Below are 22,861 nucleotides of genomic sequence, written 5' to 3' on the forward strand. Positions count from 1 at the left end.
ATCACCCTATCAGATGCATTATCGGGTAAGGCAAATGTACCGGATTGGCGAACTGGCCGACCTCTGTGAGGTAAAGGCCGACACCTTGAGATTTTACGAAAAGCACGGGCTGCTCTCGCCCTCGATGCGCAGCGATTCTGGCTACCGGCTGTACAGCAGTGAGGATGCCGCCAGGCTCAGATTCATTCTGCGGGCCAAGGCCGTGGGTTTTACCCTGAGCGAGATCACCGAGCTGCTGTCCATTGAGCTGAATAAGGCCGACTGGGCCTGCGCCGACGTCAAGGGCATGGTGGACGACAAGTTGGAGCAGGTCAGCGCCAGGATTGCCGAACTCTCGGCGTTTCGTGATTCATTGCAACGCTTGTCGGATGCCTGTTGCGGCGGCCCCGAGAGTGCTATGCATTGCTCCATTCTGGAAGCGCTGGAAACCAATCATCAGGTCAGGCCTGAATCTCACCAACACATCGCAGACAAGGACAATAAACCATGTTGCTGACCAATTTTCTTCACCTGTTTCTGGAGTCGGCGCCCTGGCTGCTGTTGGGCCTGATCCTGGCCGGCTTGCTAAAGGTGTTTGTGCCCATGGAATGGATGCAAAGGCAACTGGGTGGCCACGGCTTCAAGGCCACGGTGAAGGCGGCGCTGTTGGGGGCTCCGCTGCCACTGTGCTCCTGCGGGGTGATCCCGGCCGCCGTGGGCCTGCGCCGCAGTGGCGCCTCCAAGGCTGCCACCACCTCTTTCCTGGTATCGACCCCGGAAACAGGCGTCGACTCGGTTACCGTATCCTACGTATTGCTCGGTCCCTTTATGGCCATAGTGCGGCCCATAGCGGCGGTTACCAGTGCCATAGTGGCCGGTATGCTGGTGGGCCGCGATGATGACGCAGTACAGTCAGCAACTCCAAAGGCCACTGCCGATGGCTGCGCGGGCGACAAGGTACCTGCCGCTTCCTCCAGCCGTTTCACCCCCATGATGGCTGCGCCCGCGACTTTGGCTCCCCTGGCAGCGGCGTCGTTCAAGCCCCAGGCCAAGGCGCAAACCGACAGCTGTTGTGCGCCGAAGGCTGAAACTTCAAGCAGCTGCGCCCCCAAGGTTGAAAGCTGCTGCGACAACGCTCCAAAGGCGGAATCTTGTTGCGACAGTTCTGCTGCTGTGGCCGTCTCCTCTTGCTGTGCCGGTGAAAGCACTGCGACAAGCACTTCCTGCTGCGATTCAGGCTCGGCGGTAAAGGAGGAGACGTCAGTTCCGGCAAAGGTAGTCCGTGGGTTGCAATACGCCGCCACAGACCTGGTAAGCGATACTGCCCTTTGGCTGCTGGTGGGGCTGTTCTTTGCCGCTCTGGTGCAAACCTATGTACCTGCCGATTATCTGGCCCAGTGGGGCAATGGCATACTGGCCATGCTGGTGATGGTGCTTGTGTCCGTTCCCATGTATATCTGCGCTACCGCGTCCACACCCATTGCCGCAGGGCTGTTGCTGGCCGGTGTCTCTCCCGGTGCCGTGTTGGTGTTTATGATGGCCGGTCCTGCGACCAATATTGCCACCCTGGGGGTGGTGACCAAGGAGCTTGGCAAGCGCGCCCTCTATGGTTACCTCGGCGGTGTGCTGGGCGTGGCACTGGTGGCCGGTATGCTGGTCAATCTGCTGGTGGATGAATTTGGCTTTGAGGTGGCGCCGCAGATCGGTGCCGAGCATGCCATGTTATCGCCGGCTCTGGTGGCCATCAGCGGCCTGCTGCTCGCTGCCCTGATGGGAAGGGCGCTGTGGCAAAAACTGCCGCGGCGTAAAAAAGCTGCCGGCGACTGTTGTTCCTGAATTCGTTATTGAAAAAGAAAATCCCCACCCAGTGTTTCTGATGCGGGGATTTTTTATTTCGGGCCATCTATTTCAGTCTTAGTTGCCTTTCATGGCGTCGATAAAGGGCAGGGTGCCATTTGGCAGCACTGTGGTTGGCAGTTTGCCATCCCATTTTTCGGCCTTGGTCAGTTCCACCAGGTTGGAGTTTTGTGCCAGTGCCTCGGCGCGGCTCTTGATGGCCGAGGCTTCGGCTTCACCCTTGATGCGGATACTCTCGGCCTCGGCTTTGGCTCGGGCCAGTTGTGAGTCTGCCTGAGCCTGGGCCTGGGTTACCGCAATTTGGGCACTGACCCTTTCTTTTTCCAGATTCTGCAACTGGGTTTGTACTTCGACCTCGGCGCGCATCCTGTCCTCGACGGATTTCTCGTAGGCGTTGCTGAAGTCGATGTTTTCTATCTGTACCGAGGTGATCTCAATCGGGCCCTTCACCGCATGCACTATGGCGTCGGTAACGTCTATGCCGAACTTGATCCTTTCCTGTACCACGGAAATCGCCGTGTATTTACCAAAGATGTTCTCCACCTGGGTGGGGACCTGTCTGTCGAGCAGGCGTGCCACCATGGCATCAATGCTTTTGAAATTGGCATACACTTCTTCAACCCTGTCCGGTGGCACGCTGTAGGTGACCGAGGCTTTCAGGGTTGCCGGCTGCTGATCGCGACTGTATGCCTGCAGTGTGCCATAGCTGGTGGTGTGGGTTTGGGTGGATATCTTCACCACAGTGTCTATCAGGGGGATCTTGAAGCCAAGACCTGGCTCCGCCGTGCCAATGACCCTGCCGTTACGCAGCAGCACGCCACGTTCGCCCTGATCGACAGTGTACCAACTGCCCAAAAAGGTAATGAACAAGAGTAACAGCAGCACTGCGGGAATGATCTTGCCAAGGTGATTGGCAATGGGGTTTGGAGTCTCGCTTTTTAACATCGGGCGTTCCTTGCGAAGAGGTGAGTGTGGCCCTGAATGGCCAAAATGTTGCCGACAGCTGTCGTAGTAAAGGCAATCTAACCCAATAGCGTGGGTGGGGCAAGTTGCCGTTATATAAGTACATTTATCAGAATGTGATGCGATTTCGACCCAGGCTGGTGGCCTGGTCAGGCTTGTGTGCCACAGTGACTTCCTATAGCGTTAACCAAAATTTTACAAAACCAGCGTTTTTGGCTGCATAAACAAGGAATATAAGCATGGAAATGCGAAAATTGGCTATCTGTATGGCCGCGGCAACCCTGTTGGGGGCGTGCGGTAGTGACAAGGACAATACTCCGCCGGAGCCGAGTGAAGAACAACTGCTGACCCAAACCCTGCGCCAGACTGTGAGTGAATTGGGGCTCAGGGGGGACCCCTCCGAAGGGCGCAGCTTACCCGCCATGGAGAATAATCCCAAGGCCGAGCTGGGCATGAAGTTGTTTTTCACCAAGGCCCTCAGCGGTGAGATGGATACTGCCTGTGTGACTTGCCACCACCCCTTGCTCGGTGGTGGTGATGATCTCAGTTTGCCTGTCGGGGTCGAAGCCGTTGATCCCGATTTGTTGGGACCGGGGCGGGAGCACAGCTCGGCAGGGACCGCTTTTGATGGTGGCCCAACAGTGCCGCGCAATGCCCCTACCACCTTTAACATTGCCCTGTGGGATCGCAGCATTTTTCACGACAGTCGTATCGAAAGTCTGGAGGCAACGCCGCGCGCCAACGGAGAAGGCACCAGCATAGTGACACCGGATTCTGTTGACAGGTTGAGCGCGGATACCAACGCCGTCAATTTGGTACAGGCCCAGACACGCTTCCCCGTCACCTCCAATGAGGAAATGAAGGGACACCATAAGGGCGATCTTAACAATGCTGCTATTCGCGCTTACCTGGTGGCTCGCCTCAGGGGGGACAATGCAGATTTAACCGAAAACCAATGGCTTGAGGCATTCCGTTTGGGATTGGGGCAGCCGGAGGGGACAGCGGAATCCCTGATCACCGAAGAAAATCTCTTCGGTGCCATTGCCGAATATGAACGCAGCCAGGTGTTTGTCGATACGCCCTGGCGTGATTTCGTCAAGGGCGATGACGCTGCCATCACTTTTGAGGCCAAGCAGGGAGCGCAGCTGTTCTTCGCTTCGCAGGAGCAGGGCGGTGCCGACTGCGCTTCCTGTCATAGGGGCGACTTCTTTACCGATGAGCGCCATCACAATATTGCCCTGCCTCAGTTGGGCCGTGGCAAGGGCGATGGAGCGGATGGCAGCAATGACTTTGGTCGGTTCCGGGTTAGCAAGGAAGAGCGCGATCGCTTTGCCTTCCGTACCCCAACCCTGCTGAACGTCACCGAAACTGCACCCTACGGTCACAGTGGTGCCTTCGACAGCCTGAGGGATATGGTCAAACATCACCTGAACGCGGCCGAGTCGGTGGCCAACTATCAGCAGGCGAATGCCATAGCCCAGCAAGGCGTGCAGGGGGACAAGATGCTGGTCAATACCCAGGCGGCCCTGGACAAGTTAATGGCCGATCGCACCATGGGGGCGCCGGTATTGCAGGATGTGGCGCTGACGGAGGCGCAAGTGGACCAACTGCTGGCCTTTCTCGCGACCCTGACCGACAGGTGCGTGTTGGACACTGCCTGTCTGGCCAAGTGGATCCCGTCCGATACCACAACCGATCCCGACAGTATGCAATTGCATGCCAAATTCGAGTAATAGCGAGTCAAGCTGAAGTAAAAAGGCACTCATATGAGTGCCTTTTTTGTGACGGCGTGCCACCCGAGAATTTGAGACCGATTGACTCTTGCGGGGTATGCTTAACGCCTTTGCTACTTGTTGATGTTCTCAACTCTGGTTGGGGCTGCGCCCTGTTTTTTGGCATGCTTGGCGGCGCGTTTTTCCTTGGCCGTCATCAAGGGTTGTTTCTTCTGATTCTTGCTGCTTCTGTGCTCTTTACTCATAGTCTGCTCCATGTCCCGAAGGGTCGCGTTATAAGTTCTCACTGACAGCGCAGGGGGCCTGGATATCCCTCTGTGTGGTGCCTGACAAAAATGTAGGCTACGCCTCAGTGTAAGCCGCGGCTGCCGCCGTGTGAGCCCTGTTTCGATAGAATATTTAGTGATTGTATTAGACGTAATAAGACTAAAAAAACAGCAATAAAAAAGCCCCGGATAATATCGGGGCTGGTTACTGCGACTGGATTAGGTAGCGGGTACGAAATCCATCGGCAGATTGCGGGTGGTGGTGGTGCCCTGAGTCACGCTGACACCCTGCTCATCGGCATGGATGAAGAAAGGCATTTCCACATCTGTCGGGGCATCATCGGCTTCGGGATCGTCGTTCTGAGCCACACAGGTATAACCCAGGCTGTAGCTGCCGGCGACCACAAAACCAAACTCATAGCTGTGGCCCGTGACCTGCTGTTGCTCGTTGAGGATCTCGTTGACCCGGGCGGAAGCCACTGGCAATACCTGGGGCGCAGTGGCCGCAAGACGGACGTCGCTCATGTTTTCCAGCTCAGTCGCATCGGGATACAGGTACACGGCATGACTGAATTCGGAACCACCGGCGGCGGTTTCACAGGCAGTCATAATGTCGTCACTCAGCTGACCATTGATGGCGCCGACTTCGGCGGTGTTAACCAGTTGCACCGAGGTGGGCTTGAGGGTCCAGTAATCCTTGTTGCCGTGTGGGCCGACAATACCGCGACCGAGATCGAATTCAGCCACATAGTTGTTGGCGCCGGCGGCAATGGTGAATGATTTATTGAAGAACAGTCGGCCGGTACCGGCTTCATCGGCGCCCGTGCCACCACAGCTGCCATTGCTGTTGGTCACCAGACCCAGATCGGCACCATCACCGTCTTTGACATAGGAACCGCTGGCGTCAAAGACTTCGTTGTTCTGCATATAGATGCACATTTGGTAGGTGCCGAAAGGAACCTGTACCCCGGTCACCAGGGATTCTGCCGAGCTGCCCTGGAATTCAAGCAGGTCCACCTGCTTGGCGGCGCCGCTGTTGGACACGTCGAAAGAGAAGGTTTCCCCGGTGCTGCTGTTTTTGAGCACCACTTGTTTGAAGGCGATGACCACGTTCTGGGCATCGGCTGGGTTGTCAGATACGCCCAGGCTGAATTGGCCCATGTCCGGGCCCTTGCTGTCGCTGCCGCCGCCACAGGCGCTCAGTAAACCGGCAATCGACAGGGCAATTAAAGTTTGAGTGTATTTCATAATGCACCACTCTCCTTGAGTTGTGTTATTCAGAGTTACGTCTTATCCCTTTTATATTATTGGGGATCTTCCCTGCACCCAAGGTACGCGGCGGGCGCGTCCTCGGGACAGCATAGCGTAAACGCAATTCATTCGCTATTGGCAACGGCAAGAGAACAGGCTTAGCGGGCCGTGTCGTCAGGTCGCTGGATAAAGTCGGGTACCTGCAATACCTCGGCGCCGTTGTTGGCAAATAGGTACTGGTAGATAAATTCGATAAATACCCGGTACTTGCGTGGCAGATAGGCCCGTTTGGGGTAACTCAGGGTCACGTTGGTCTGGCGCATCGGAAAATCTTCCAGCAGAGGTACCAGCAGTCCCTGCTCCAGGGCTTCCTGGGCGATCATAGTCGGCACCATGGCTATCCCCAGGCCCTCGATGGCGGCTTCCCGTGCCAGGGTGACATTGTTGACCGTCAACTGGGCAAGGGGCTCCAGGGTGACCCAGCGTTTACCGTCGAACAGGCTCCATTCAATGTCTATGTGGGGTGAGTGCAGCCGTATGGCCTTGTGCCGGTTCAAATCGTCCGGTGTGCTCGGCGTACCATGTTTGGCCAGGTAGGCGGGGCTCGCCATCAGCGTCTTGTGGGTGTTGAGCAGTGTCAGGGTATGCAGCCGGTTGTCCTTGGGCTCGGCTATCTGGAACAGGATATCAACCCCTTCCTCCAGTGGATCCACCTTGCGGTTGGTCAGCTCCACTTCAATATTGATTTCCGGGTATTTGGCCAGAAAGCGGGCCAGTACCTTTCCCAGCACCAGTTGCCCCAGTTCAATGGGGCAGGCAATTTTCAGGCTGCCACGCACGTCCAGCTGGCTGGCACTGAGCAGATCTTCGGCCTGCTGCAGATCCGACAATATTCTGTGGATGTGGCTGTAATACTCGCTGCCCGCTTCGGTCAGCTTAAGTGCCCTGGTGGTGCGATACAAAAGTTGTACCCCGGCATCCGCTTCCAGTTCAGCGACTTTGCGACTGACGGTGGCCTTGGTGACCCCCAGGGCGTTGGCCGCGGCGGTGAAGCTGCCCTGTTCGACCACTTGGGCGAAAATTTGTACCCGATTGAGATCCATTTATTGTTACACCTGTGGAACAGTGGGTTGAATTTTAGCTGACTAATAATATTGGCGATACAGTCGTACAATAGCACTCACTAACACAGGAGTCTATTTCATGCCCAAGTCCAAAGCCCTCATCATTCTGCCCCTGGTACTGGCACTCGCTGCGGCTGGTGGCTATGGCTGGAGCCAGTTGCGCTTCACCGAAACCACGGACAACGCCTATGTGGAAGCCGACATTTCCCATGTCAGTGCCAAGGTGGCCGGATACCTGGTGGCCTCCAGCATTACCGACAACCAGCATGTGCAGGCAGGCCAATTGCTGGCCAAGCTGGAGGACAGTCAGTTCAAGGCCCGCCTGGCCCAGAGCGAAGCCAGTCTGAGCAGCGTTCGGGCCCAGAAAACCACCCTCGACGCCAGGGTAGTGTTGCAGCAAGCGCTCATAGCCCAGGCTCAGGCCGGGGTGGCTGCGGCCCGTTCCGATCTCAACCGGGCCCAGCAGCAGCTGGAGCGGGCCCAGAAGCTGAGACAAAAGAATTACAGCTCCCAGGATGACGTGGATCAGCTGGCTTCGGTCAGCAATGCGGCCAGTGCCCGTCTTGACGAGGCCAAGGCTGCCCTGAATGCCCGCGAGCGGGAGTTGGCGGTATACCAGGCGCAGCTGCAGCAGGTGGCTGCCGATGTGGAGCAGGCCGAGGCCAGTGTTGAATTGGCCAGGCTGCAGTTGGCCGATACCGATATCCGGGCGCCCTTTGCCGGGATTGTCGGCAAGCGCGGTGCCATGGTGGGGCAGTATGTCCAACCGGGCCAGGCGCTGTTCAGTTTGGTGCCGGATGGCGCAGTGTGGATCACGGCGAACTTTAAGGAGACCCAGATCCAGCACATGCAGCCAGGACAGCCGGTGCAGGTGTCACTCGATGCGTTTCCCGACCATTCCTTCAATGGAATCATTGACAGTCTGTCACCGGCGTCCGGCGCCAAATTTGCCCTGTTGCCGGCGGAAAATGCCAGCGGCAACTTCACCAAGATAGTGCAGCGTATTCCGGTGCGTATTCGGCTTGATGCCAATGAACTGGCCGGACGTGTGGTGCCGGGCCTGAGCGCCGTGGTGTCTGTGGATACCGAAATCGCGACCACGGATGCCGCTATCACGGCCAAGCGTTGAGGCGGCAGCGATGAGCACTATCACGGTAGAGCAGGTTCCGCAGGTAGAGGCGGGCTATGAGCGCGGTGGCCGCCGGGCCTGGATAGCCGTGGCCGGCGGTCTTATCGGCGCCTTTATGGCGATTCTCGATATTCAGATCACCAACGCGTCGATGAAGGAAATTCAGGGTAGCCTGGGGGCAACCCTGGAGGAGGGCTCCTGGATTTCCACCGCCTATCTGGTGGCTGAGATGATAGCTATTCCCCTGTCGGGCTGGCTCAGCACCGGTTTGTCGGTGCGCCGTTATCTGGTGTGGACCACGGCGGCCTTTATCTTCGCGTCGATACTTTGCTCCCTGGCCTGGGATCTGGAAGCCATGATTGCCTTCCGTGCCCTGCAGGGCTTTTTTGGTGGCGCGCTCATTCCTTTGGCCTTTCGCCTGATCCTCGAATGCCTGCCCGATGACAAGCGTGCCGCGGGCATGGCGCTGTTCGGCGTCACGGCCACCTTTGCTCCGTCCATTGGTCCGACTCTGGGGGGATGGCTGACCGAGCATTTCAGTTGGCATTACCTGTTTTACATCAACGTACCGCCGGGCCTGTTGGTGCTCTATATGCTGGCCTACGGGCTGCCGAAACGTCCAATCCTCTGGGACAAGCTCAAGGATGCCGATGTGCCGGGGATCATCACCATGGCGCTGGGCATGGGCTGTTTGGAAGTGGTGCTGGAGGAGGGCAACCGCAAGGATTGGTTTGGTTCGGATCTGATCTTCAATCTGAGCATCATAGCCGCGGTCAATCTTGTGTTGTTTGTATGGCTGCAACTGCGGCGCAGTAATCCTCTGGTGAATCTGAGGCTGCTGGCGCAGCGCGACTTTGCCCTGTCTTCGCTGGCTTATTTTCTGCTGGGTATGGCCCTGTTTGGCGCCATCTACCTTATCCCTTTATACCTGTCGCAGATCCATAACTACACCCCGCTGGAAATCGGTGAGGTGATCATGTGGATGGGCTTTCCGCAGCTGTTGGTGCTGCCCCTGGTACCCAAATTGATGGCCAGGTTTGATGGCCGCTATTTGGCCGCCTGGGGATTTTTGCTGTTTGCCATCAGCTATTACCTCAATTCCCACATGAGTCTCGACTTTGCCGGTGACCAAATGGTGTTGTCCCAGGTGGTGCGGGCCTTGGGCCAGCCTTTTATCCTGGTGCCCATAGGCATGATAGCCACCATGCACCTTAAGCCCGTCGATACCCCCAGCGCGTCAACCCTGCTGAACGTAATCCGCAACCTGGGGGGCGCCTTCGGCATAGCACTGGTGGCCACTGTGGCCGATACCCGGGCCAGAATGCACCTGGCCCATATCCGCGAAAGTCTGCCGGCGGTCAGTGCCCAGGCCCAGGAATACCTCAATAACCAGAGCCAGAGCCTGTTTGCCGGTGGCAACAACTGGGTCAGCGCCGATGCCATGGCGCAAAGTCTGTTGGGACAAACCATGTCGCGGGAGGCCTATATTCAGGCCTACAACGATGTGTTTTTCCTGATGGGAGCCCTGTTGTTGCTGGCCGTTATTGCTGTGCTGATGATCCGAAAGGCACCTGCCCAGGCCGTGGCGGTAGAGGGTATGCACTGATAAAGGCGTCAGGGAACAGAGGTTTTTCTTCGATTGCAGCGATGTTAGACTCGGGAGATTCTTCAAGGAGGCCCGATGACTCAAAGGCAATCTATCCATTGGCAATCGCTGCGCTTTGACCAGCTTGACACCCTGACGCTGTACCGTCTGCTCAAGCTGCGGGTTGATGTGTTCGTGGTGGAGCAGACCTGCCCCTATCCCGAGCTGGATGGCAAGGATCTGCACCCCGACACCCTGCATCTGCTGGCTTTGGACGACGGGGGGCAACCCCTGGCCTATGCCAGGTTGCTGCCGCCGGGACTGAGCTATCGGGATGCCAGCATAGGCAGGGTCGCCGTGGCCGCCAGCGCCCGGGGGGCCGGTTTGGCCGGGGAGCTGATGCAGCGTGCCATAAGCCAAACTCTGGCCAACTGGCCCGAATACGGCATTACCATAGGAGCCCAGGACTATCTCAGGGGCTTCTATTCTCGCCTTGGATTTGAAGCCATTTCCGAGGTTTATCTTGAGGATGGGATCCCCCATCTGGACATGCACTATCAACAAGGACGTTCGCTATGACCGAATACAGCATCAACCGCAGCCAACTGGTTTGTGTCGCCAGCTTTCTGGCCTTTCCCGGCAAGGAAGTGGCCTTGATTGAGGCCTTGGGCAGCCTGATCCCAGATACCCGCCGTGAACCCGGTTGCATTCGCTATGAACTGAATCAAAGCCGCGATGAACCCAGGCGCATTAGCTTTGTGGAGAAGTTTGTCGATGTGGCGGCCTTTGAGGCCCACTGTGCCAAGGACGCCATTCAGGAATATTTCCACAAGGTGATGCCCGAGCTGGTGGAGTCCTTCCATGTGGAAACCTATCACGAGATCATCGTCTGATAGCTAACGGATACGAAAAGCCCCGGAATGACCGGGGCTTTTTCTTGTGGAGCTGAGATCAGTGCCGCAGAACAATTTCGGGTTCGGTATCCAGGATTCCATCGGCACTCAGGGTGGCCAGGGTCTGATCCTGGGCAATAATGGCAAGGGGCGCTGATGCTTGATTGCGAACAAACAGCAGCCGGTAGCCCCAGGGCTGTAGCCGATACAAGGTCAGTTTTTGTTCGGCCGTCATGGCCTGCCAATGTTGTTCGTGGCTGAGCGGAACCGTCCGTCTGTTCTGATTGCCTGTGACTGCAGAATCCATTATTTTGCCGTCTTTAGCTGACTGAATAATTCAGTGTAGTCAGGATCCCTTGTCCGGGATATGAGCCAGCGCAAATTTTCGACAAAATCCGCGCACAATTAGGTTATGCCCATGCTTGATTACATAGGGCCTGTGTTCAGGCCTCCGTCGGAGTGGAAGTCACTGATCCTGCAGGTGACCAATGGCTGCAGCTGGAATCAGTGTGCCTTCTGCGACATGTACACCCAGCCCCAGAAGCGTTTTCGTGCCTTCAAGGCCGACAAGATTGAGGCCGACCTGCAGCAAGTGGCGGCCAGCGGCCGGCCTGTCAGTCGGGTATTCCTGGCCGATGGCGATGCCATGACCTTGCCCTTTGCCCGCCTGGAAGCCATCTGCGAGCTTATTCACCATTACTTGCCCGGCGTACAGCGCATCAGCAGCTATTGCCTGCCGCGCAATCTGAGTAACAAAACTCCGGAGCAATTGCAGCGTTTACGTGAGCTGGGGCTGTCATTGCTGTATGTGGGCTGTGAGAGCGGTGACGATGAGGTGCTCAGGCGCATCGGCAAGGGGGAGACCTATGCATCCTCGCTGGCGGCCCTTGAGAAAATGCACACTGCCGGGATCAAGTCTTCGGTGATGATCCTCACCGGGCTCGGAGGAGAGGTGCTGTCGCGTCAGCATGCCTTGGCATCGGCAGCGTTGATGAATGCCGCCCAGCCCCATTACCTGAGCACCCTGGTGGTGAGCCTGCCCCTTGGCAAGCAACGCCTGGATGCCTGCTATGAGGGGGATTTTCGCCTGCCGTCAACCCGGGGACTGCTGGATGAGCTGACGCTGATGCTGGAGCAGCTGGAGTTGCGACAGACCATATTCCGCTCGGATCATGCTTCCAATTACCTGGCGCTCAAGGGCATCTTGGGGCGGGACAAGGCGCGCCTGCTTGACGAATTGCGTCAGGCCCGCGATGGCCTGCTGCCACTGCGACAGGAGTGGCAACGGGGCCTGTGACCGACTTACTGCCGGCGGGTGTCTTCTACTATGTGAATGTTGCGCGCCGGGGCGGGTATGCTGACACCGGCAGCCTGCAATGCCTGCCAAACCGCTAAGTTAATCTTGTACTTATCCTGATAATAGCTGGCGCTCGGGATCCAGAATCTCAGTCCCAGCTCGATTCCGGCACTGCTGAAACCGTTGATGCCAACCTGCACTGCCTGGTCCTGGGCCACGGCCGGCTGCTGCTTCAGCACTGCAGTGATGACCTCTATGGCATGCTCGGGATTGGCGTCGAATGCCAGATTAAAGTGGGATTCCACCAGGCGGTTGCCGAAGGAGTTATGCAGTATCTCGCCGACTATGTGTTTGTTGGGAATGCTGATTTGCTCCCCTTCCTCGTTGCTGAGCAGGGTCATTCCCAGACGCACATCCTTCACCACCCCGGTCACACCCCGCACCGTGATGGTGTTGCCGACTGTGAAGGGGCGGGTGACTATTATGGTCAGGCCGGCGGCATAGTTGGACAACATGCCCTGCACCGCCAAGCCGGCCCCCAGGGACACAGCGCCTATAGCGGCAATCATGGGGGTGACACTGATCCCCAGTTTGCCCAGGGCTACTATGGCGACCATGATCACTATCAGCAGCCGGATCACGTTGGTGCTGAAATGGCTCAGGGTGGGGTCTATATGGTGCTTTTCAAACTGGTGTTCCACCATCCTGGCCACCTTTCCAGCCAGCCACAGGCCAAGCAGGAAGATGAGCAGGGCACCCACCAATTGAAAGCTGTAATTGACCAGAAACTCGGTCAGCAGGGTGTAGACATTTTGCAGTTGCGCCAATTCCTGTTCCAGGCCTGTTTCATTCATTTGGGATCCTCCTTCGGCAGTCTGTCCTATTGTGCCTTTTGGTGCGTGCTCAGGGAAGTCACTGATTTTCATCGCTATCGCGTCCGTCTCCCGCGCCGTTTCCCTGGCCGGCCAGGGGATTTGTCACCGCAGCTGTTGTCAGCCTGAATTTTGTTCAGGCATGACATTGGGGCTGGCTTGCCGACCCGCTGTGTTTTTGTGACTTATACTGTAGATTCAAGTAGCTGGGATGTGGGATTAATGCTCGAATAAAAAATTAATTATCGGGCATAAAAATTCGTTGCATCTTGGTCGGAAATAGCGTCTACTTCGCACGTTTTTTTACCGCCCCGGCAGAGCCGGTCAATACACTGAACCGACAGGAGACCCTGGCCAAATGAGCCAATTTCAATCTATTGATGTTGCTGATTACTATGACAAAGAAACCTTCGCCCGCATCGAAGAGTTTGCCAAGGACAAAGCAACGCCTTTTGTAGTGATAGATACTGCCATCATTGCGAAACAATACGATGACATGGTCACCAATTTTCCGTATGCCAGTGTTTATTATGCAGTTAAAGCCAACCCGGCCAAGGAGATCCTGACCCTGCTCAAGGACAAGGGTTCCAATTTCGACATTGCCTCCATCTATGAGCTGGATATGGTGATGGCCGTGGGCGTGACCGCAGATCGCGTCAGCTTTGGCAACACCATTAAGAAGCGCAAGGACGTCAAGGCCTTCTACGACCGCGGTGTGCGTATGTTTGCTTCTGACTCCGAAGCCGATCTGCGCATGATTGCCGAAGAAGCCCCGGGCTCTCGCATCTACGTCCGAATCCTGACCGAAGGCACTGACACCGCCGACTGGCCACTGTCACGCAAGTTCGGTTGTCAGAACGAAATGGCTTACGAGCTGTTGGTGCTGGCCAAGGAGCTGGGACTGGTGCCCTATGGCATCTCTTTCCATGTGGGTTCACAACAGCGTGATATTGGTGCCTGGGATTCAGCTATTGGTAAGGTAAAGCACATTTTCGATCGTCTGCGCGATGAGCACGGTATAGTGCTGGAGATGATCAATATGGGTGGTGGCTTCCCCGCTAACTATATCGACAAGACCAATGAACTGGCCACCTATGCCGAGCAGATCACCCACTTCCTCAAGGAAGACTTTGGTGACGACCTGCCACAGATCATTCTTGAGCCAGGCCGTTCACTGATCTCCAATGCCGGGGTACTGGTATCCGAAGTGGTGTTGATCAGCCGCAAGTCCTACACAGCGCTGGAGCGTTGGGTGTTTACCGATGTGGGTAAGTTCTCCGGTCTTATCGAAACCATGGATGAGGCCATCAAGTTCCCCATCTATACCGAGCGCCAGGGCGAGTTGGAAAAGTGCGTGATTGCCGGTCCAACCTGCGACAGTGCCGACATAATGTATGAGCAGTATGCCTATGGTTTGCCAGACGATCTGGCCATTGGAGACAGGCTCTACTGGTTGACTGCCGGTGCCTACACCACCACCTATTCGGCCGTGTGCTTCAACGGTTTCCCACCGCTGAAGGATTACTATCTGTAATTCCCGGACCGCGCCATAGCAGCAAGGGGCCTTTGGGCCCCTTGTTCTTTTGTGTCTTAAGAACGCTTTGCTTACCTGCTTCTGACAAATGGGCCTCTGGGCTTGACCATGGTAGTCATTGCACCTCAGGCGTTTTGCAACGGCCTCTGATATTGGGTGCCTCTGGGCTCAATCCAGCAACAGGCTTTGACCTGATATTGTATTTTTGCAATCTGTTAATCGAACTTGGCGTGGGCTCGGACCCGGGTGGTCGTTAACTTAGGCTATCCTGCGGATGCCTCTTTCTTTGGAGCCGCTGCCCAAATATCGATTGGCTGCTGTTTTGTCCTCCTGTTGCCTGCATTCATGGCGGCAAAGCGCTGCGTTATGAATAGTCGTGGTCGGTTGGTGCAGCTGCCTTGCCCTGGTCTTTGGGGCGCCGTTCGCGGTTATTTCGTCATCTGGGGCCTGCCAGTGGTATGGACTTGGTTGAACCTGTGTTCTTTGCCCTGTGAGTCGAATCCCGTGTTGGTGCTTGCTGGTTTACTTTTTAACTCCCGGTTGGTTTCGCCTTGTATGGTTAAAGACTAGGAAAGCCGGTAACAGAAAAATGTGACCCGTGCCTCAGAGTGCGGCATTGGAAGTGCTGTTGTTTTTAATTAATTGAAAAATAAAGATATATAAATTTTTGGTTGTGGGAAGTTGGATCTGCTTCACAGTCCGCAAAGGACACTGGCACTGCTGTGGCCAGCTGCTATCTTAAAAATCAGTCATTTCCGCTGATTAAGTAAGAAGATTACGGTAATTGAATTAGGCGTTGCCTGATTTTTCGTGATCAAGTTAACCTTATCCGCTTCGATACTAGGTTAAAGTCGAAGCAATTAGAATTTTATAATCAAAATTGAAAGGGGTTTTCACCATGGCTGATGTATTTCACCTGGGTTTGACAAAAGCAATGCTCGATGGCGCCACCCTGGCGATTGTGCCGGGCGATCCTGAGCGGGTAAAGCGTATTGCCGAGTTGATGGATAATGCGACCTTCCTGGCCAGTCACCGCGAGTACACCAGTTACCTGGCCTACCTCGATGGCAAGGCCGTGGTAGTGTGCTCCACCGGTATTGGTGGCCCTTCCACCTCCATCGCCGTAGAAGAGCTCGCCCAGCTGGGGGTGACGACCTTCCTGCGTGTGGGAACCACGGGCGCCATTCAGCCCCATGTGAACGTGGGCGATCTGATTGTGACCCAGGCCTCGGTACGCCTCGACGGTGCCAGCTTGCATTTTGCCCCCATGGAGTTTCCTGCGGTAGCCAACTTCGAATGTACCACCGCCATGGTGCAGGCCTGCCGCGATGCCGGTGTTGAGCCGCACATTGGCGTGACCGCTTCCAGCGACACCTTCTATCCCGGTCAGGAGCGTTATGACACAGTCACTGGTCGAGTGACCCGTCGCTTTGCCGGTTCCATGCAGGAGTGGCAGGACATGGGCGTGCTCAACTATGAAATGGAGTCCGCGACCCTGTTCACCATGTGTGCCAGCCAGGGCTGGCGTGCCGCCTGTGTGGCCGGGGTGATAGTGAACCGTACCCAACAGGAAATTCCGGACGAGAAAACCATGAAGCAGACCGAGGTCAGTGCCGTGTCTGTGGTGGTTGCCGCGGCCCGTAAACTGCTGGCCTGATTGCCTGCAGTAATTAAACAGTGGATAAAAAAGGCGCCCTTGGGCGCCTTTTTTATCACCGGCACTAAACCGGATCAGAAATGGTACTGGGCAATCAGTGAATAGGTGTTCTGATCTATGCCATCGACACCGTACTTGTTGCGCCAGTAATCATATTCGATACCGACCAGCAGGGCGTCCTTGCGGTGATCGCCGAATACCATCTGGCCCAGATCGAATTTCACCTGCGGGTTGAAGTGCAGGTTTTCATGGTAGCCGTTACCGTCGGTGCGGAATACCCAGTCGGCGAAACCATCGATCACCAGGTTGCTGCCGGCAAAGGGAATGTCGACGCGGTACACGGGAGTGATCTGCCAACCGTCGCTGTTATTGGCGCCGTTGATGGCGTGACGGCGATAGGTGTTGAGCTGGAAGTAGCTGAAAATCGGCAAGTTGAAGTCCAGTCCAATACCGTAGAGGAAAGACTCCACCGGACCTTCACCTTCTTCCAGGGTCAGGGCCACTGACACATCGGTCACGGGGCCCAAGGCCAGCTTTTGGTTAAGCAGCTTACCGGCACTCAGGCGGGTGGACAGCTCACCATAGGTGGTGCCTTCATCGGCGCCATTGAAACGGATAAAGTCCTGGAACACATACCAGTCACCGTATTTCCAGCCACCGGCACTGTCGAGGGTTATAGTGGTTTGCTCGTCCGATGGGGCCAGGTCATAGTTCTTGCCGTACAGACCGGTGATACCGGCATTCCACCATTGTACCCACTCACCGGCGAAGGCTTGTGGTGACAAGAGCAGGGCCAGGCAAAGACAGGTTTTTTTCATTGTTTTGCATCCTTAAAAGCCAAGGGAGTAGGGGTGACTGGGCGCCCCCGGTAACTGCGGTGCAATATAGGGAAAAAGACGCCGCTATTCAAAGGATTTTGGTGGCAAGCTGTTAAAATGCTACGTAGCTTTAGCGTTTGTCATAGGGTAAAAAAGAAGCGAAAATATGACATAATATGTCGCCTTGGCAATATCGAGCTGATATAGTCGTTGCAGGAGATACTCGCATTTCGGGGGGAATATGGAGTTTTCTAATCCTGTACTGCTGTGGGCCGGTTTGGGCCTGGTACTTATACTGGCTGAGGTGGTGGTGCCTGGTGGCATAGTGATACTGCTGGGCGCCGCCTGTTTGCTGGTGGCCGGCGCCTTGGCTCTGGGGCTTGTCAGTACTCTGCCGCAGGCCTTGACTCTGTGGTTTATCAGCTCCATGGCGCTGTTGTTGGGGTTTCGTCACTTGACCCAGCGTCTGGTGGGTGGCGATGCCCATGTGGACAATACAGATGAAGAGCTGGATTTGTTTAACCAGACCGCTTTGGTGAAGGCCGACATAGGCCCGGGCCAGCAAAGGGGCCGGGTTGAATTTCAGGGCAGTGAGTGGCCCGCCCTGGGGGATGGCAGCCTGATCACCAAGGGCACAACCGTCAGGATCATCTGCCGGGAAAATATCGCTCTGGTGGTGGAACCTCTGCCTTTGGATGTCTGAGCAAGACCGTATTCAACAGGGCAGTTCTGCCCACTTATCAACAGGAAGGAATCTATGCTGATTTTTACCATTGTTTTTCTGCTGGTTCTCTTTGTGCTTTATAAGCTGATGCTGATCGTTCCCATGCGCGAAGTGCATGTGATTGAGCGTCTGGGGAAGTTCCGCACCGTACTGGAACCGGGATTCCATTTTTTGATCCCCTTCTTTGACCGGGTAGCCTATCGCCATGACACCCGTGAACAGGTGTTGGATGTTCCGCCACAGAGCTGTATTTCCAAAGATAACACCCAGCTGGAAGTGGATGGCCTGGTGTATCTCAAGGTGATGGATGGCAAGCTGGCCAGTTACGGCATCGAGAACTACCGCATGGCGGCGGTGAATCTGGCCCAGACCACCATGCGCTCGGAAATCGGCAAGCTCACCCTGAGCGAGACCTTTTCCGAGCGCGACCGGCTCAATGAATCCATAGTGCGTGAGATTGATAAAGCCTCAGATCCTTGGGGGATCAAGGTGTTGCGCTATGAGATCAAGAATATCAGCCCATCGCGCCATGTGATCCACACCCTGGAGAAGCAGATGGAGGCCGAGCGCCGCAAGCGCGCCGAGATCACCCTCGCCAGTGCCGAGAAGGCGGCGATGATCAACATGTCCGAAGGTGAGCGTCAGGAGGCCATCAACATCTCCGAAGGCCAGAAGCAAAAGCGTATCAACGAGGCCAAGGGCACGGCGGCCGAAATTGCCATCATAGCCAAGGCCAAGGCCGAGGGCATGAATATGGTGGCCCAGGCATTGGCGGTACAGGGCGGCACCGATGCGATGAACATGCAGCTCAAGGAGCAGTTTATCAAGCAGGTGGGCAATATCCTGGAGCAGGCCGAAGTGTCTGTGGTGCCGGCGGAGCTGGCCCGTATGGAAGGCTTTTTTGAAGGCATGGACAAGGTCACCCAGGGCCTGGCGCCCAAGGCATAAGGAGCAGCATTATGGTAATCAATCTCGACTTAGTGGTAACGGCCATTTGGGGCCTGATTTTCTTCATCTTTATCATCAAGCTGTTTCAGTCTATCCGTTTGGTACCAACCAAATCCGCCTACATAGTGGAGCGCTTGGGTAAATACCATGCGACCCTGGATGCGGGCTTTCATGCCCTGATCCCCTTTATCGACAAGGTGGTCTATATCCACGACCTGAAAGAGGAAACCATAGACGTGCCGCCGCAGGAGTGTTTCTCCAGTGACGAGGTCAATGTGGAAGTGGATGGCGTTATTTACATCTCGGTGACCGACCCGGTAAAGGCCAGCTATGGGGTGACGGACTACCGTTACGCCGCCATCCAGTTGGCCCAGACCACTACCCGCTCTGTGATAGGCACCCTGGATCTGGACCGTACCTTCGAAGAGCGTGATGTGATCAGCGCCAAGGTGGTTGAGGTGCTCGATCAGGCCGGTGCCATCTGGGGGATCAGGGTGCACAGGTACGAGATCAAAAACATCACCCCGCCGGAAACGGTGAAAAACGCCATGGAAATGCAGGTCAATGCCGAGCGTGAGCGCCGGGCGCTGCTGGCCAAGAGCGAGGGCGACAAGCAGTCCAAGATCAACCGCTCAGAGGGTATCAAGGCCGAGACCATCAACCGCTCCGAGGGCGAAATGCAGCGCCGTATCAACGAGGCCGAAGGTAAGGCGGAAGAGATACTGTCCATCGCCAAGGCCACGGCCGAATCCATCGAGCGCCTGGCGGCGGTGATCGCCGCCCCCGGTGGCCAAAACGCGCTGCGGATGCAACTGGGTGAGCAGTACCTCAAGCAGCTCGATGGCCTGGGCCAAAGCGGCAGCAGGGTGATCCTGCCCGGCAACATGGTGCATTTCGAGCAGTGGATGGACGCCATGGGACTGCAGGAGCAGCGCTGACAGGCGGATTGCTGAAAGACAATATTCTGTGAACTTTGATAAAAACGGCTGCCAATGGCAGCCGTTTTTGTTTGTTTAATAAGGGTTGTCTTCGCCAATCCATTGGCCGCCACCTGGGCCAAGGCTTCTGATATAATGCCGGCTCGATTGTTGCGGAGGCGGGAATGGACGTATCTTCTTTACTGGATGGCCTGAATGATAAACAGCGCGAGGCGGTGGCGGCGCCATTGTCGAGCATGCTGGTGCTGGCGGGTGCCGGCAGTGGCAAGACCCGGGTGCTGACCCACAGGATCGCCTGGCTGATGCAGGTGGAAAACCAGAGCCCCTATTCCATTTTGGCCGTGACCTTTACCAACAAGGCCGCCGCCGAGATGCGTGAGCGGGTGGAGAAGATAGTCGGCAATCACATGGGCCGCATGTGGATTGGTACCTTCCACGGCCTGGCACACAGGCTGCTGCGCACCCATTGGCAGGACGCCAATCTGCCACAGAATTTCCAGATCATGGACTCGGACGATCAGCAGCGACTGATCAAACGCATCCTCAAGAGCATGAACCTGGACGAGAAACAGTATCCACCGCGGCTGGTGGCCGGTTACATCAACGGCAAGAAAGATCAGGGCCTGCGGCCCCAGCACATAGACGCCGGTGCCTTCCCCATGGAGCAGATGCTGCTCAACCTGTACCGTGTGTATCAGGACAGCTGCGACCGCGCCGGGCTGGTGGACTTTGCCGAGATACTGCTGCGAGCCCACGAGCTGTGGCTAAACAAGCCACACCTGTTGGCCCATTACCAGGACAGGTTCCGCCATATTCTGGTGGACGAATTCCAGGATACCAACGCCATCCAATACGCCTGGATCCGGGTGCTGGCTGGCAACAGCGCCAACGTGATGATAGTGGGCGATGACGATCAGTCCATCTACGGCTGGCGTGGCGCCCAGGTGGAAAACCTGCATCGCTTCCTCAAGGATTTCCCCGGCGCCAGCACCATACGCCTGGAGCAGAATTACCGCTCCAGCGGCAACATCCTCAAGGCTTCCAACGAGCTGATCGCCAACAACCCCGAGCGCATGGGCAAGGAGCTGTGGACCGAGGACAAGGATGGTGAGCCCATCTCCCTCTACTGCGCCTTCAACGAAATGGACGAGGCCCGCTTTATCGTTGGTAGCATCGGCGACTGGCAGGACAAGGGCGGCGCCCTGTCCGAGTGCGCCATACTGTACCGCTCCAACGCCCAGTCGCGGGTACTGGAAGAAGCCTTGCTGCACAAGGGCCTGCCGTACCGCATCTATGGTGGCCTGCGCTTCTTCGAGCGTCAGGAGATCAAGGACGCCATGGGCTACCTGAGGCTGATTGCCAACCACGATGACGATGCCGCCTTCGAGCGGGTGGTGAATACCCCGCCGCGGGGCATAGGCGATCGCACCCTGGACATTTTGCGCACCACGGCAAGGCAGCAGCAGCTGACCCTGTGGCAGACCTGCCAGCGACTGCTGGAGGAAAAGGTGCTGGCCGGGCGCGCCGCCAACGCGGTGCGGGGCTTTATGGATCTGATAATCCAGCTCGGCAACGATACGACCGAGCAGCCTCTGTACCGCATGGCCGACTGGGTTATTTTGCACTCGGGTCTCAAGGCCATGTACGAGGAAGAGAAGGGCGAAAAGGCCCATGCCAGGGTCGAAAACCTGGAGGAACTGGTCACCGCCGCCCGCAGCTTCGAAATGCCGGAGGAGCTGGAGGACATGGGCGAGCTCAATGCCTTCCTGTCCCACGCGGCGCTGGAGGCCGGTGAAGGTCAAGCCGATGCCCACACCGATGCGGTGCAGCTGATGACGCTGCACTCGGCCAAGGGCCTGGAGTTCCCGGTGGTGTTTATGGCCGGTGTGGAAGAGGGCATATTCCCCAGCAAGCTGGCGCTGGAGGAGGGTGACAGGCTCGATGAGGAGCGTCGCCTGTGCTACGTGGGCATGACCCGCGCCATGGAAAAACTCTATATCACCTATGCCGAGTCGCGCCGCATCTATGGCCGCGAGGATTACGCCAGACCCTCACGATTTATCAAGGAAATTCCGCCGCAATATGTGCAGGAAATCCGCCTCAAGGCCCAGGTGTCGACCCCGCTGGCGAACAACCGCTTCGCCCATGCCCAGCAGGCCTTTGACGACTCCGGCTTTCGTTTGGGACAAAGGGTCATGCATCCCAAGTTCGGCGAGGGCGCCGTCACCAACTACGAAGGCAGCGGTCCCCAGGCGCGGGTGCAGGTCAATTTCGACGATGTCGGCAGCAAGTGGCTGGTGGTAGCCTACGCCAGGCTGGAAACCGCCTAACCTGTTTTCGCTGGCCCTGTTTTCGTTGGCCGCCGGGCGCTATAATCCGCGCGGCCAGAACACAATTTCAGGAAGAATCCATGACTCTCACCCAAAAATGGGACAGCTATGCCCGCTTGATGCGCCTCGACCGGCCCATAGGCACACTGCTGTTGCTTTGGCCCTGCCTGATGGCGCTGATGTTGGCCGGTAATGGCCTGCCGGATATCAAGGTGCTGGTGATTTTTACCATAGGTGTGGTGGTGATGCGCGCCTGTGGCTGCATCATCAATGACTACGCCGATCGGGAGTTGGATGGCCATGTGGAACGCACCCGCAGACGGCCCCTGGCCAGCGGCGAGGTGACGGTAAAAGAAGCGCTGGGCCTGTTCGTGCTCTTGGGGCTGTTTGCCTTTGGTCTGGTGTTGCTGCTCAACTCCCTGGTGGTCAAGCTTTCTGTGGTCGGCATCTTACTGACGATCATTTATCCCTTCACCAAGCGCTGGACCAATATGCCGCAGATGTTTCTCGGTGTGGTCTGGAGCTGGTCAATCCCCATGGCCTATGCCGCCCAGCTGGGCACTGTACCAGCCGAGGCCTGGTGGCTGTTTGCCGCCAATTGGTGCTGGACCGTGGCCTACGACACCATGTATGCCATGGTGGACCGGGACGACGATATCAAGGTGGGGATCAAGTCCACCGCCATACTGTTCGGACGCTTCGACCGGCAGATAATCGGCCTGTTTCAGTTGGCGGCCCTGGGCTGTTTTGCCATGGCGGGACTGAGTGCCGGACGCGGCTGGTTTTACGGCTTGGGTGTGCTCGGCTTTATCGGTTTTGGCCTGTACCAGCAAAAGCTGATCTTCGGCCGTGAGCGCGAGCCCTGCTTTCGCGCTTTCCTCAACAACAACTGGGCCGGACTGGTATTGTTCGCGGCCCTGGGGTTTGACTATCTGGTATAGGCTGGCTGAACCAGCCTCTCAT

22 protein-coding genes are annotated in these 22,861 nt (G+C 56.6%); 15 read left to right on the plus strand and 7 right to left on the minus strand.

Annotation, left to right across the window (positions count from 1 at the left end):
• Positions 1 to 34: 34 nt before the first annotated feature.
• On the plus strand, positions 35 to 496 hold the full coding sequence (gene zntR, locus JYB85_RS01995; RefSeq protein WP_207380824.1) for a Zn(2+)-responsive transcriptional regulator: 462 nt from the start codon (positions 35 to 37) through the stop codon (positions 494 to 496).
• Positions 487 to 1,815, plus strand: coding sequence for an SO_0444 family Cu/Zn efflux transporter (locus JYB85_RS02000; protein WP_207380825.1), 1,329 nt, complete (start codon positions 487 to 489; stop codon positions 1,813 to 1,815). Before zntR ends, JYB85_RS02000 begins: the two co-directional genes overlap by 10 nt.
• 78 nt (positions 1,816 to 1,893) lie before the next feature.
• Here the strand turns inward: JYB85_RS02000 and JYB85_RS02005 are convergent, their stop codons facing one another.
• Positions 1,894 to 2,781: a prohibitin family protein gene (locus JYB85_RS02005; protein ID WP_207380826.1), complete on the minus strand. Its 888-nt coding sequence runs from the start codon at positions 2,779 to 2,781 to the stop codon at positions 1,894 to 1,896.
• Between the two features lie 257 nt (positions 2,782 to 3,038).
• Here JYB85_RS02005 and JYB85_RS02010 point away from each other — a divergent pair, with 257 nt between their 5' ends.
• Positions 3,039 to 4,532, plus strand: coding sequence for a cytochrome-c peroxidase (locus tag JYB85_RS02010; protein ID WP_207380827.1), 1,494 nt, complete (start codon positions 3,039 to 3,041; stop codon positions 4,530 to 4,532).
• Between the two features lie 113 nt (positions 4,533 to 4,645).
• On the opposite strand, the gene JYB85_RS19020 is transcribed toward JYB85_RS02010, so the two are convergent.
• The 3 genes from JYB85_RS19020 to JYB85_RS02020 all read right to left on the minus strand — a co-directional run bounded on the left by JYB85_RS19020 (position 4,646) and on the right by JYB85_RS02020 (position 7,152).
• A complete protein-coding gene (locus JYB85_RS19020; protein WP_266097106.1) occupies positions 4,646 to 4,777 on the minus strand; it encodes a hypothetical protein in 132 nt (43 codons plus the stop codon).
• A 240-nt stretch (positions 4,778 to 5,017) separates the two neighbouring features.
• Positions 5,018 to 6,046 carry a DUF4382 domain-containing protein gene (locus JYB85_RS02015; protein ID WP_207380828.1) on the minus strand — a complete coding sequence of 343 codons (1,029 nt, stop codon included), beginning with the start codon at positions 6,044 to 6,046 and terminating at the stop codon, positions 5,018 to 5,020.
• A gap of 161 nt (positions 6,047 to 6,207) precedes the next feature.
• The gene (locus JYB85_RS02020) at positions 6,208 to 7,152 is read right to left on the minus strand and encodes a LysR family transcriptional regulator (RefSeq protein ID WP_207380829.1); all 945 of its coding nucleotides are present in this window, start codon (positions 7,150 to 7,152) and stop codon (positions 6,208 to 6,210) included.
• A gap of 100 nt (positions 7,153 to 7,252) precedes the next feature.
• Between JYB85_RS02020 and JYB85_RS02025 the strand changes: the two genes are divergently transcribed.
• The 4 genes from JYB85_RS02025 (at position 7,253) to JYB85_RS02040 (ending at position 10,780) form a co-directional block, all read left to right on the plus strand.
• Positions 7,253 to 8,302, plus strand: coding sequence for an HlyD family secretion protein (locus JYB85_RS02025; protein WP_207380830.1), 1,050 nt, complete (start codon positions 7,253 to 7,255; stop codon positions 8,300 to 8,302).
• A 10-nt stretch (positions 8,303 to 8,312) separates the two neighbouring features.
• A complete protein-coding gene (locus JYB85_RS02030) occupies positions 8,313 to 9,908 on the plus strand; it encodes a DHA2 family efflux MFS transporter permease subunit (protein WP_207380831.1) in 1,596 nt (531 codons plus the stop codon).
• Positions 9,909 to 10,001: 93 nt separating this feature from the next.
• Positions 10,002 to 10,466 (plus strand): GNAT family N-acetyltransferase, encoded by a 465-nt coding sequence (locus JYB85_RS02035; RefSeq protein WP_207381947.1) that lies wholly within the window; start codon positions 10,002 to 10,004, stop codon positions 10,464 to 10,466.
• Positions 10,463 to 10,780 carry a putative quinol monooxygenase gene (locus JYB85_RS02040; protein WP_207380832.1) on the plus strand — a complete coding sequence of 106 codons (318 nt, stop codon included), beginning with the start codon at positions 10,463 to 10,465 and terminating at the stop codon, positions 10,778 to 10,780. Before JYB85_RS02035 ends, JYB85_RS02040 begins: the two co-directional genes overlap by 4 nt.
• A 58-nt stretch (positions 10,781 to 10,838) precedes the next feature.
• Here the strand turns inward: JYB85_RS02040 and JYB85_RS02045 are convergent, their stop codons facing one another.
• Positions 10,839 to 11,087: a hypothetical protein gene (locus JYB85_RS02045; RefSeq protein ID WP_207325280.1), complete on the minus strand. Its 249-nt coding sequence runs from the start codon at positions 11,085 to 11,087 to the stop codon at positions 10,839 to 10,841.
• Between the two features lie 111 nt (positions 11,088 to 11,198).
• On the opposite strand from JYB85_RS02045, the gene JYB85_RS02050 reads away from it, so the two are divergent.
• Positions 11,199 to 12,077, plus strand: a complete 879-nt coding sequence (locus JYB85_RS02050; protein ID WP_207380833.1) for a radical SAM protein — start codon at positions 11,199 to 11,201, stop codon at positions 12,075 to 12,077.
• Between the two features lie 5 nt (positions 12,078 to 12,082).
• Here the strand turns inward: JYB85_RS02050 and JYB85_RS02055 are convergent, their stop codons facing one another.
• On the minus strand, positions 12,083 to 12,931 hold the full coding sequence (locus JYB85_RS02055; RefSeq protein ID WP_207380834.1) for a mechanosensitive ion channel family protein: 849 nt from the start codon (positions 12,929 to 12,931) through the stop codon (positions 12,083 to 12,085).
• A gap of 376 nt (positions 12,932 to 13,307) precedes the next feature.
• Between JYB85_RS02055 and JYB85_RS02060 the strand changes: the two genes are divergently transcribed.
• Both JYB85_RS02060 and udp read left to right on the plus strand, forming a co-directional pair.
• Entirely contained in the window at positions 13,308 to 14,483 is a 1,176-nt protein-coding gene (locus JYB85_RS02060) for a type III PLP-dependent enzyme (RefSeq protein WP_207380835.1), read from the plus strand.
• A gap of 898 nt (positions 14,484 to 15,381) precedes the next feature.
• Entirely contained in the window at positions 15,382 to 16,140 is a 759-nt protein-coding gene (gene udp / locus JYB85_RS02065; protein WP_207380836.1) for a uridine phosphorylase, read from the plus strand.
• 74 nt (positions 16,141 to 16,214) lie between these two features.
• Here the strand turns inward: udp and JYB85_RS02070 are convergent, their stop codons facing one another.
• Complete coding sequence (locus tag JYB85_RS02070) at positions 16,215 to 16,958, minus strand: outer membrane protein OmpK (protein WP_207380837.1); 744 nt, start codon at positions 16,956 to 16,958, stop codon at positions 16,215 to 16,217.
• A gap of 241 nt (positions 16,959 to 17,199) precedes the next feature.
• Between JYB85_RS02070 and JYB85_RS02075 the strand changes: the two genes are divergently transcribed.
• The 5 genes from JYB85_RS02075 (at position 17,200) to ubiA (ending at position 22,839) form a co-directional block, all read left to right on the plus strand.
• Positions 17,200 to 17,661, plus strand: coding sequence for an NfeD family protein (locus tag JYB85_RS02075; RefSeq protein ID WP_207380838.1), 462 nt, complete (start codon positions 17,200 to 17,202; stop codon positions 17,659 to 17,661).
• Positions 17,662 to 17,715: 54 nt separating this feature from the next.
• Entirely contained in the window at positions 17,716 to 18,630 is a 915-nt protein-coding gene (locus JYB85_RS02080) for an SPFH domain-containing protein (protein ID WP_207380839.1), read from the plus strand.
• 11 nt (positions 18,631 to 18,641) lie between these two features.
• On the plus strand, positions 18,642 to 19,568 hold the full coding sequence (locus JYB85_RS02085; protein WP_207380840.1) for an SPFH domain-containing protein: 927 nt from the start codon (positions 18,642 to 18,644) through the stop codon (positions 19,566 to 19,568).
• Between the two features lie 164 nt (positions 19,569 to 19,732).
• A complete protein-coding gene (gene uvrD / locus JYB85_RS02090) occupies positions 19,733 to 21,898 on the plus strand; it encodes a DNA helicase II (protein ID WP_207380841.1) in 2,166 nt (721 codons plus the stop codon).
• Between the two features lie 80 nt (positions 21,899 to 21,978).
• The gene (gene ubiA, locus JYB85_RS02095) at positions 21,979 to 22,839 is read left to right on the plus strand and encodes a 4-hydroxybenzoate octaprenyltransferase (protein WP_207380842.1); all 861 of its coding nucleotides are present in this window, start codon (positions 21,979 to 21,981) and stop codon (positions 22,837 to 22,839) included.
• Positions 22,840 to 22,861: the final 22 nt, after the last annotated feature.

Source organism: Shewanella sedimentimangrovi (assembly GCF_017354965.1).
Classification (GTDB): domain Bacteria; phylum Pseudomonadota; class Gammaproteobacteria; order Enterobacterales; family Shewanellaceae; genus Shewanella; species Shewanella cyperi.

Excerpts from the sequence above, each read along its gene's own strand:
- zntR (WP_207380824.1), top strand. The coding sequence starts at position 35 with ATGTACCGGATTGGCGAACTGGCCGACCTCTGTGAGGTAAAGGCCGAC.
- JYB85_RS02000 (WP_207380825.1), top strand. The coding sequence starts at position 487 with ATGTTGCTGACCAATTTTCTTCACCTGTTTCTGGAGTCGGCGCCCTGG.
- JYB85_RS02005 (WP_207380826.1), bottom strand. The coding sequence starts at position 2,781 with ATGTTAAAAAGCGAGACTCCAAACCCCATTGCCAATCACCTTGGCAAG.
- JYB85_RS02010 (WP_207380827.1), top strand. The coding sequence starts at position 3,039 with ATGGAAATGCGAAAATTGGCTATCTGTATGGCCGCGGCAACCCTGTTG.
- JYB85_RS19020 (WP_266097106.1), bottom strand. The coding sequence starts at position 4,777 with ATGAGTAAAGAGCACAGAAGCAGCAAGAATCAGAAGAAACAACCCTTG.
- JYB85_RS02015 (WP_207380828.1), bottom strand. The coding sequence starts at position 6,046 with ATGAAATACACTCAAACTTTAATTGCCCTGTCGATTGCCGGTTTACTG.
- JYB85_RS02020 (WP_207380829.1), bottom strand. The coding sequence starts at position 7,152 with ATGGATCTCAATCGGGTACAAATTTTCGCCCAAGTGGTCGAACAGGGC.
- JYB85_RS02025 (WP_207380830.1), top strand. The coding sequence starts at position 7,253 with ATGCCCAAGTCCAAAGCCCTCATCATTCTGCCCCTGGTACTGGCACTC.
- JYB85_RS02030 (WP_207380831.1), top strand. The coding sequence starts at position 8,313 with ATGAGCACTATCACGGTAGAGCAGGTTCCGCAGGTAGAGGCGGGCTAT.
- JYB85_RS02040 (WP_207380832.1), top strand. The coding sequence starts at position 10,463 with ATGACCGAATACAGCATCAACCGCAGCCAACTGGTTTGTGTCGCCAGC.
- JYB85_RS02045 (WP_207325280.1), bottom strand. The coding sequence starts at position 11,087 with ATGGATTCTGCAGTCACAGGCAATCAGAACAGACGGACGGTTCCGCTC.
- JYB85_RS02050 (WP_207380833.1), top strand. The coding sequence starts at position 11,199 with ATGCTTGATTACATAGGGCCTGTGTTCAGGCCTCCGTCGGAGTGGAAG.
- JYB85_RS02055 (WP_207380834.1), bottom strand. The coding sequence starts at position 12,931 with ATGAATGAAACAGGCCTGGAACAGGAATTGGCGCAACTGCAAAATGTC.
- JYB85_RS02060 (WP_207380835.1), top strand. The coding sequence starts at position 13,308 with ATGAGCCAATTTCAATCTATTGATGTTGCTGATTACTATGACAAAGAA.
- udp (WP_207380836.1), top strand. The coding sequence starts at position 15,382 with ATGGCTGATGTATTTCACCTGGGTTTGACAAAAGCAATGCTCGATGGC.
- JYB85_RS02070 (WP_207380837.1), bottom strand. The coding sequence starts at position 16,958 with ATGAAAAAAACCTGTCTTTGCCTGGCCCTGCTCTTGTCACCACAAGCC.
- JYB85_RS02075 (WP_207380838.1), top strand. The coding sequence starts at position 17,200 with ATGGAGTTTTCTAATCCTGTACTGCTGTGGGCCGGTTTGGGCCTGGTA.
- JYB85_RS02080 (WP_207380839.1), top strand. The coding sequence starts at position 17,716 with ATGCTGATTTTTACCATTGTTTTTCTGCTGGTTCTCTTTGTGCTTTAT.
- JYB85_RS02085 (WP_207380840.1), top strand. The coding sequence starts at position 18,642 with ATGGTAATCAATCTCGACTTAGTGGTAACGGCCATTTGGGGCCTGATT.
- uvrD (WP_207380841.1), top strand. The coding sequence starts at position 19,733 with ATGGACGTATCTTCTTTACTGGATGGCCTGAATGATAAACAGCGCGAG.
- ubiA (WP_207380842.1), top strand. The coding sequence starts at position 21,979 with ATGACTCTCACCCAAAAATGGGACAGCTATGCCCGCTTGATGCGCCTC.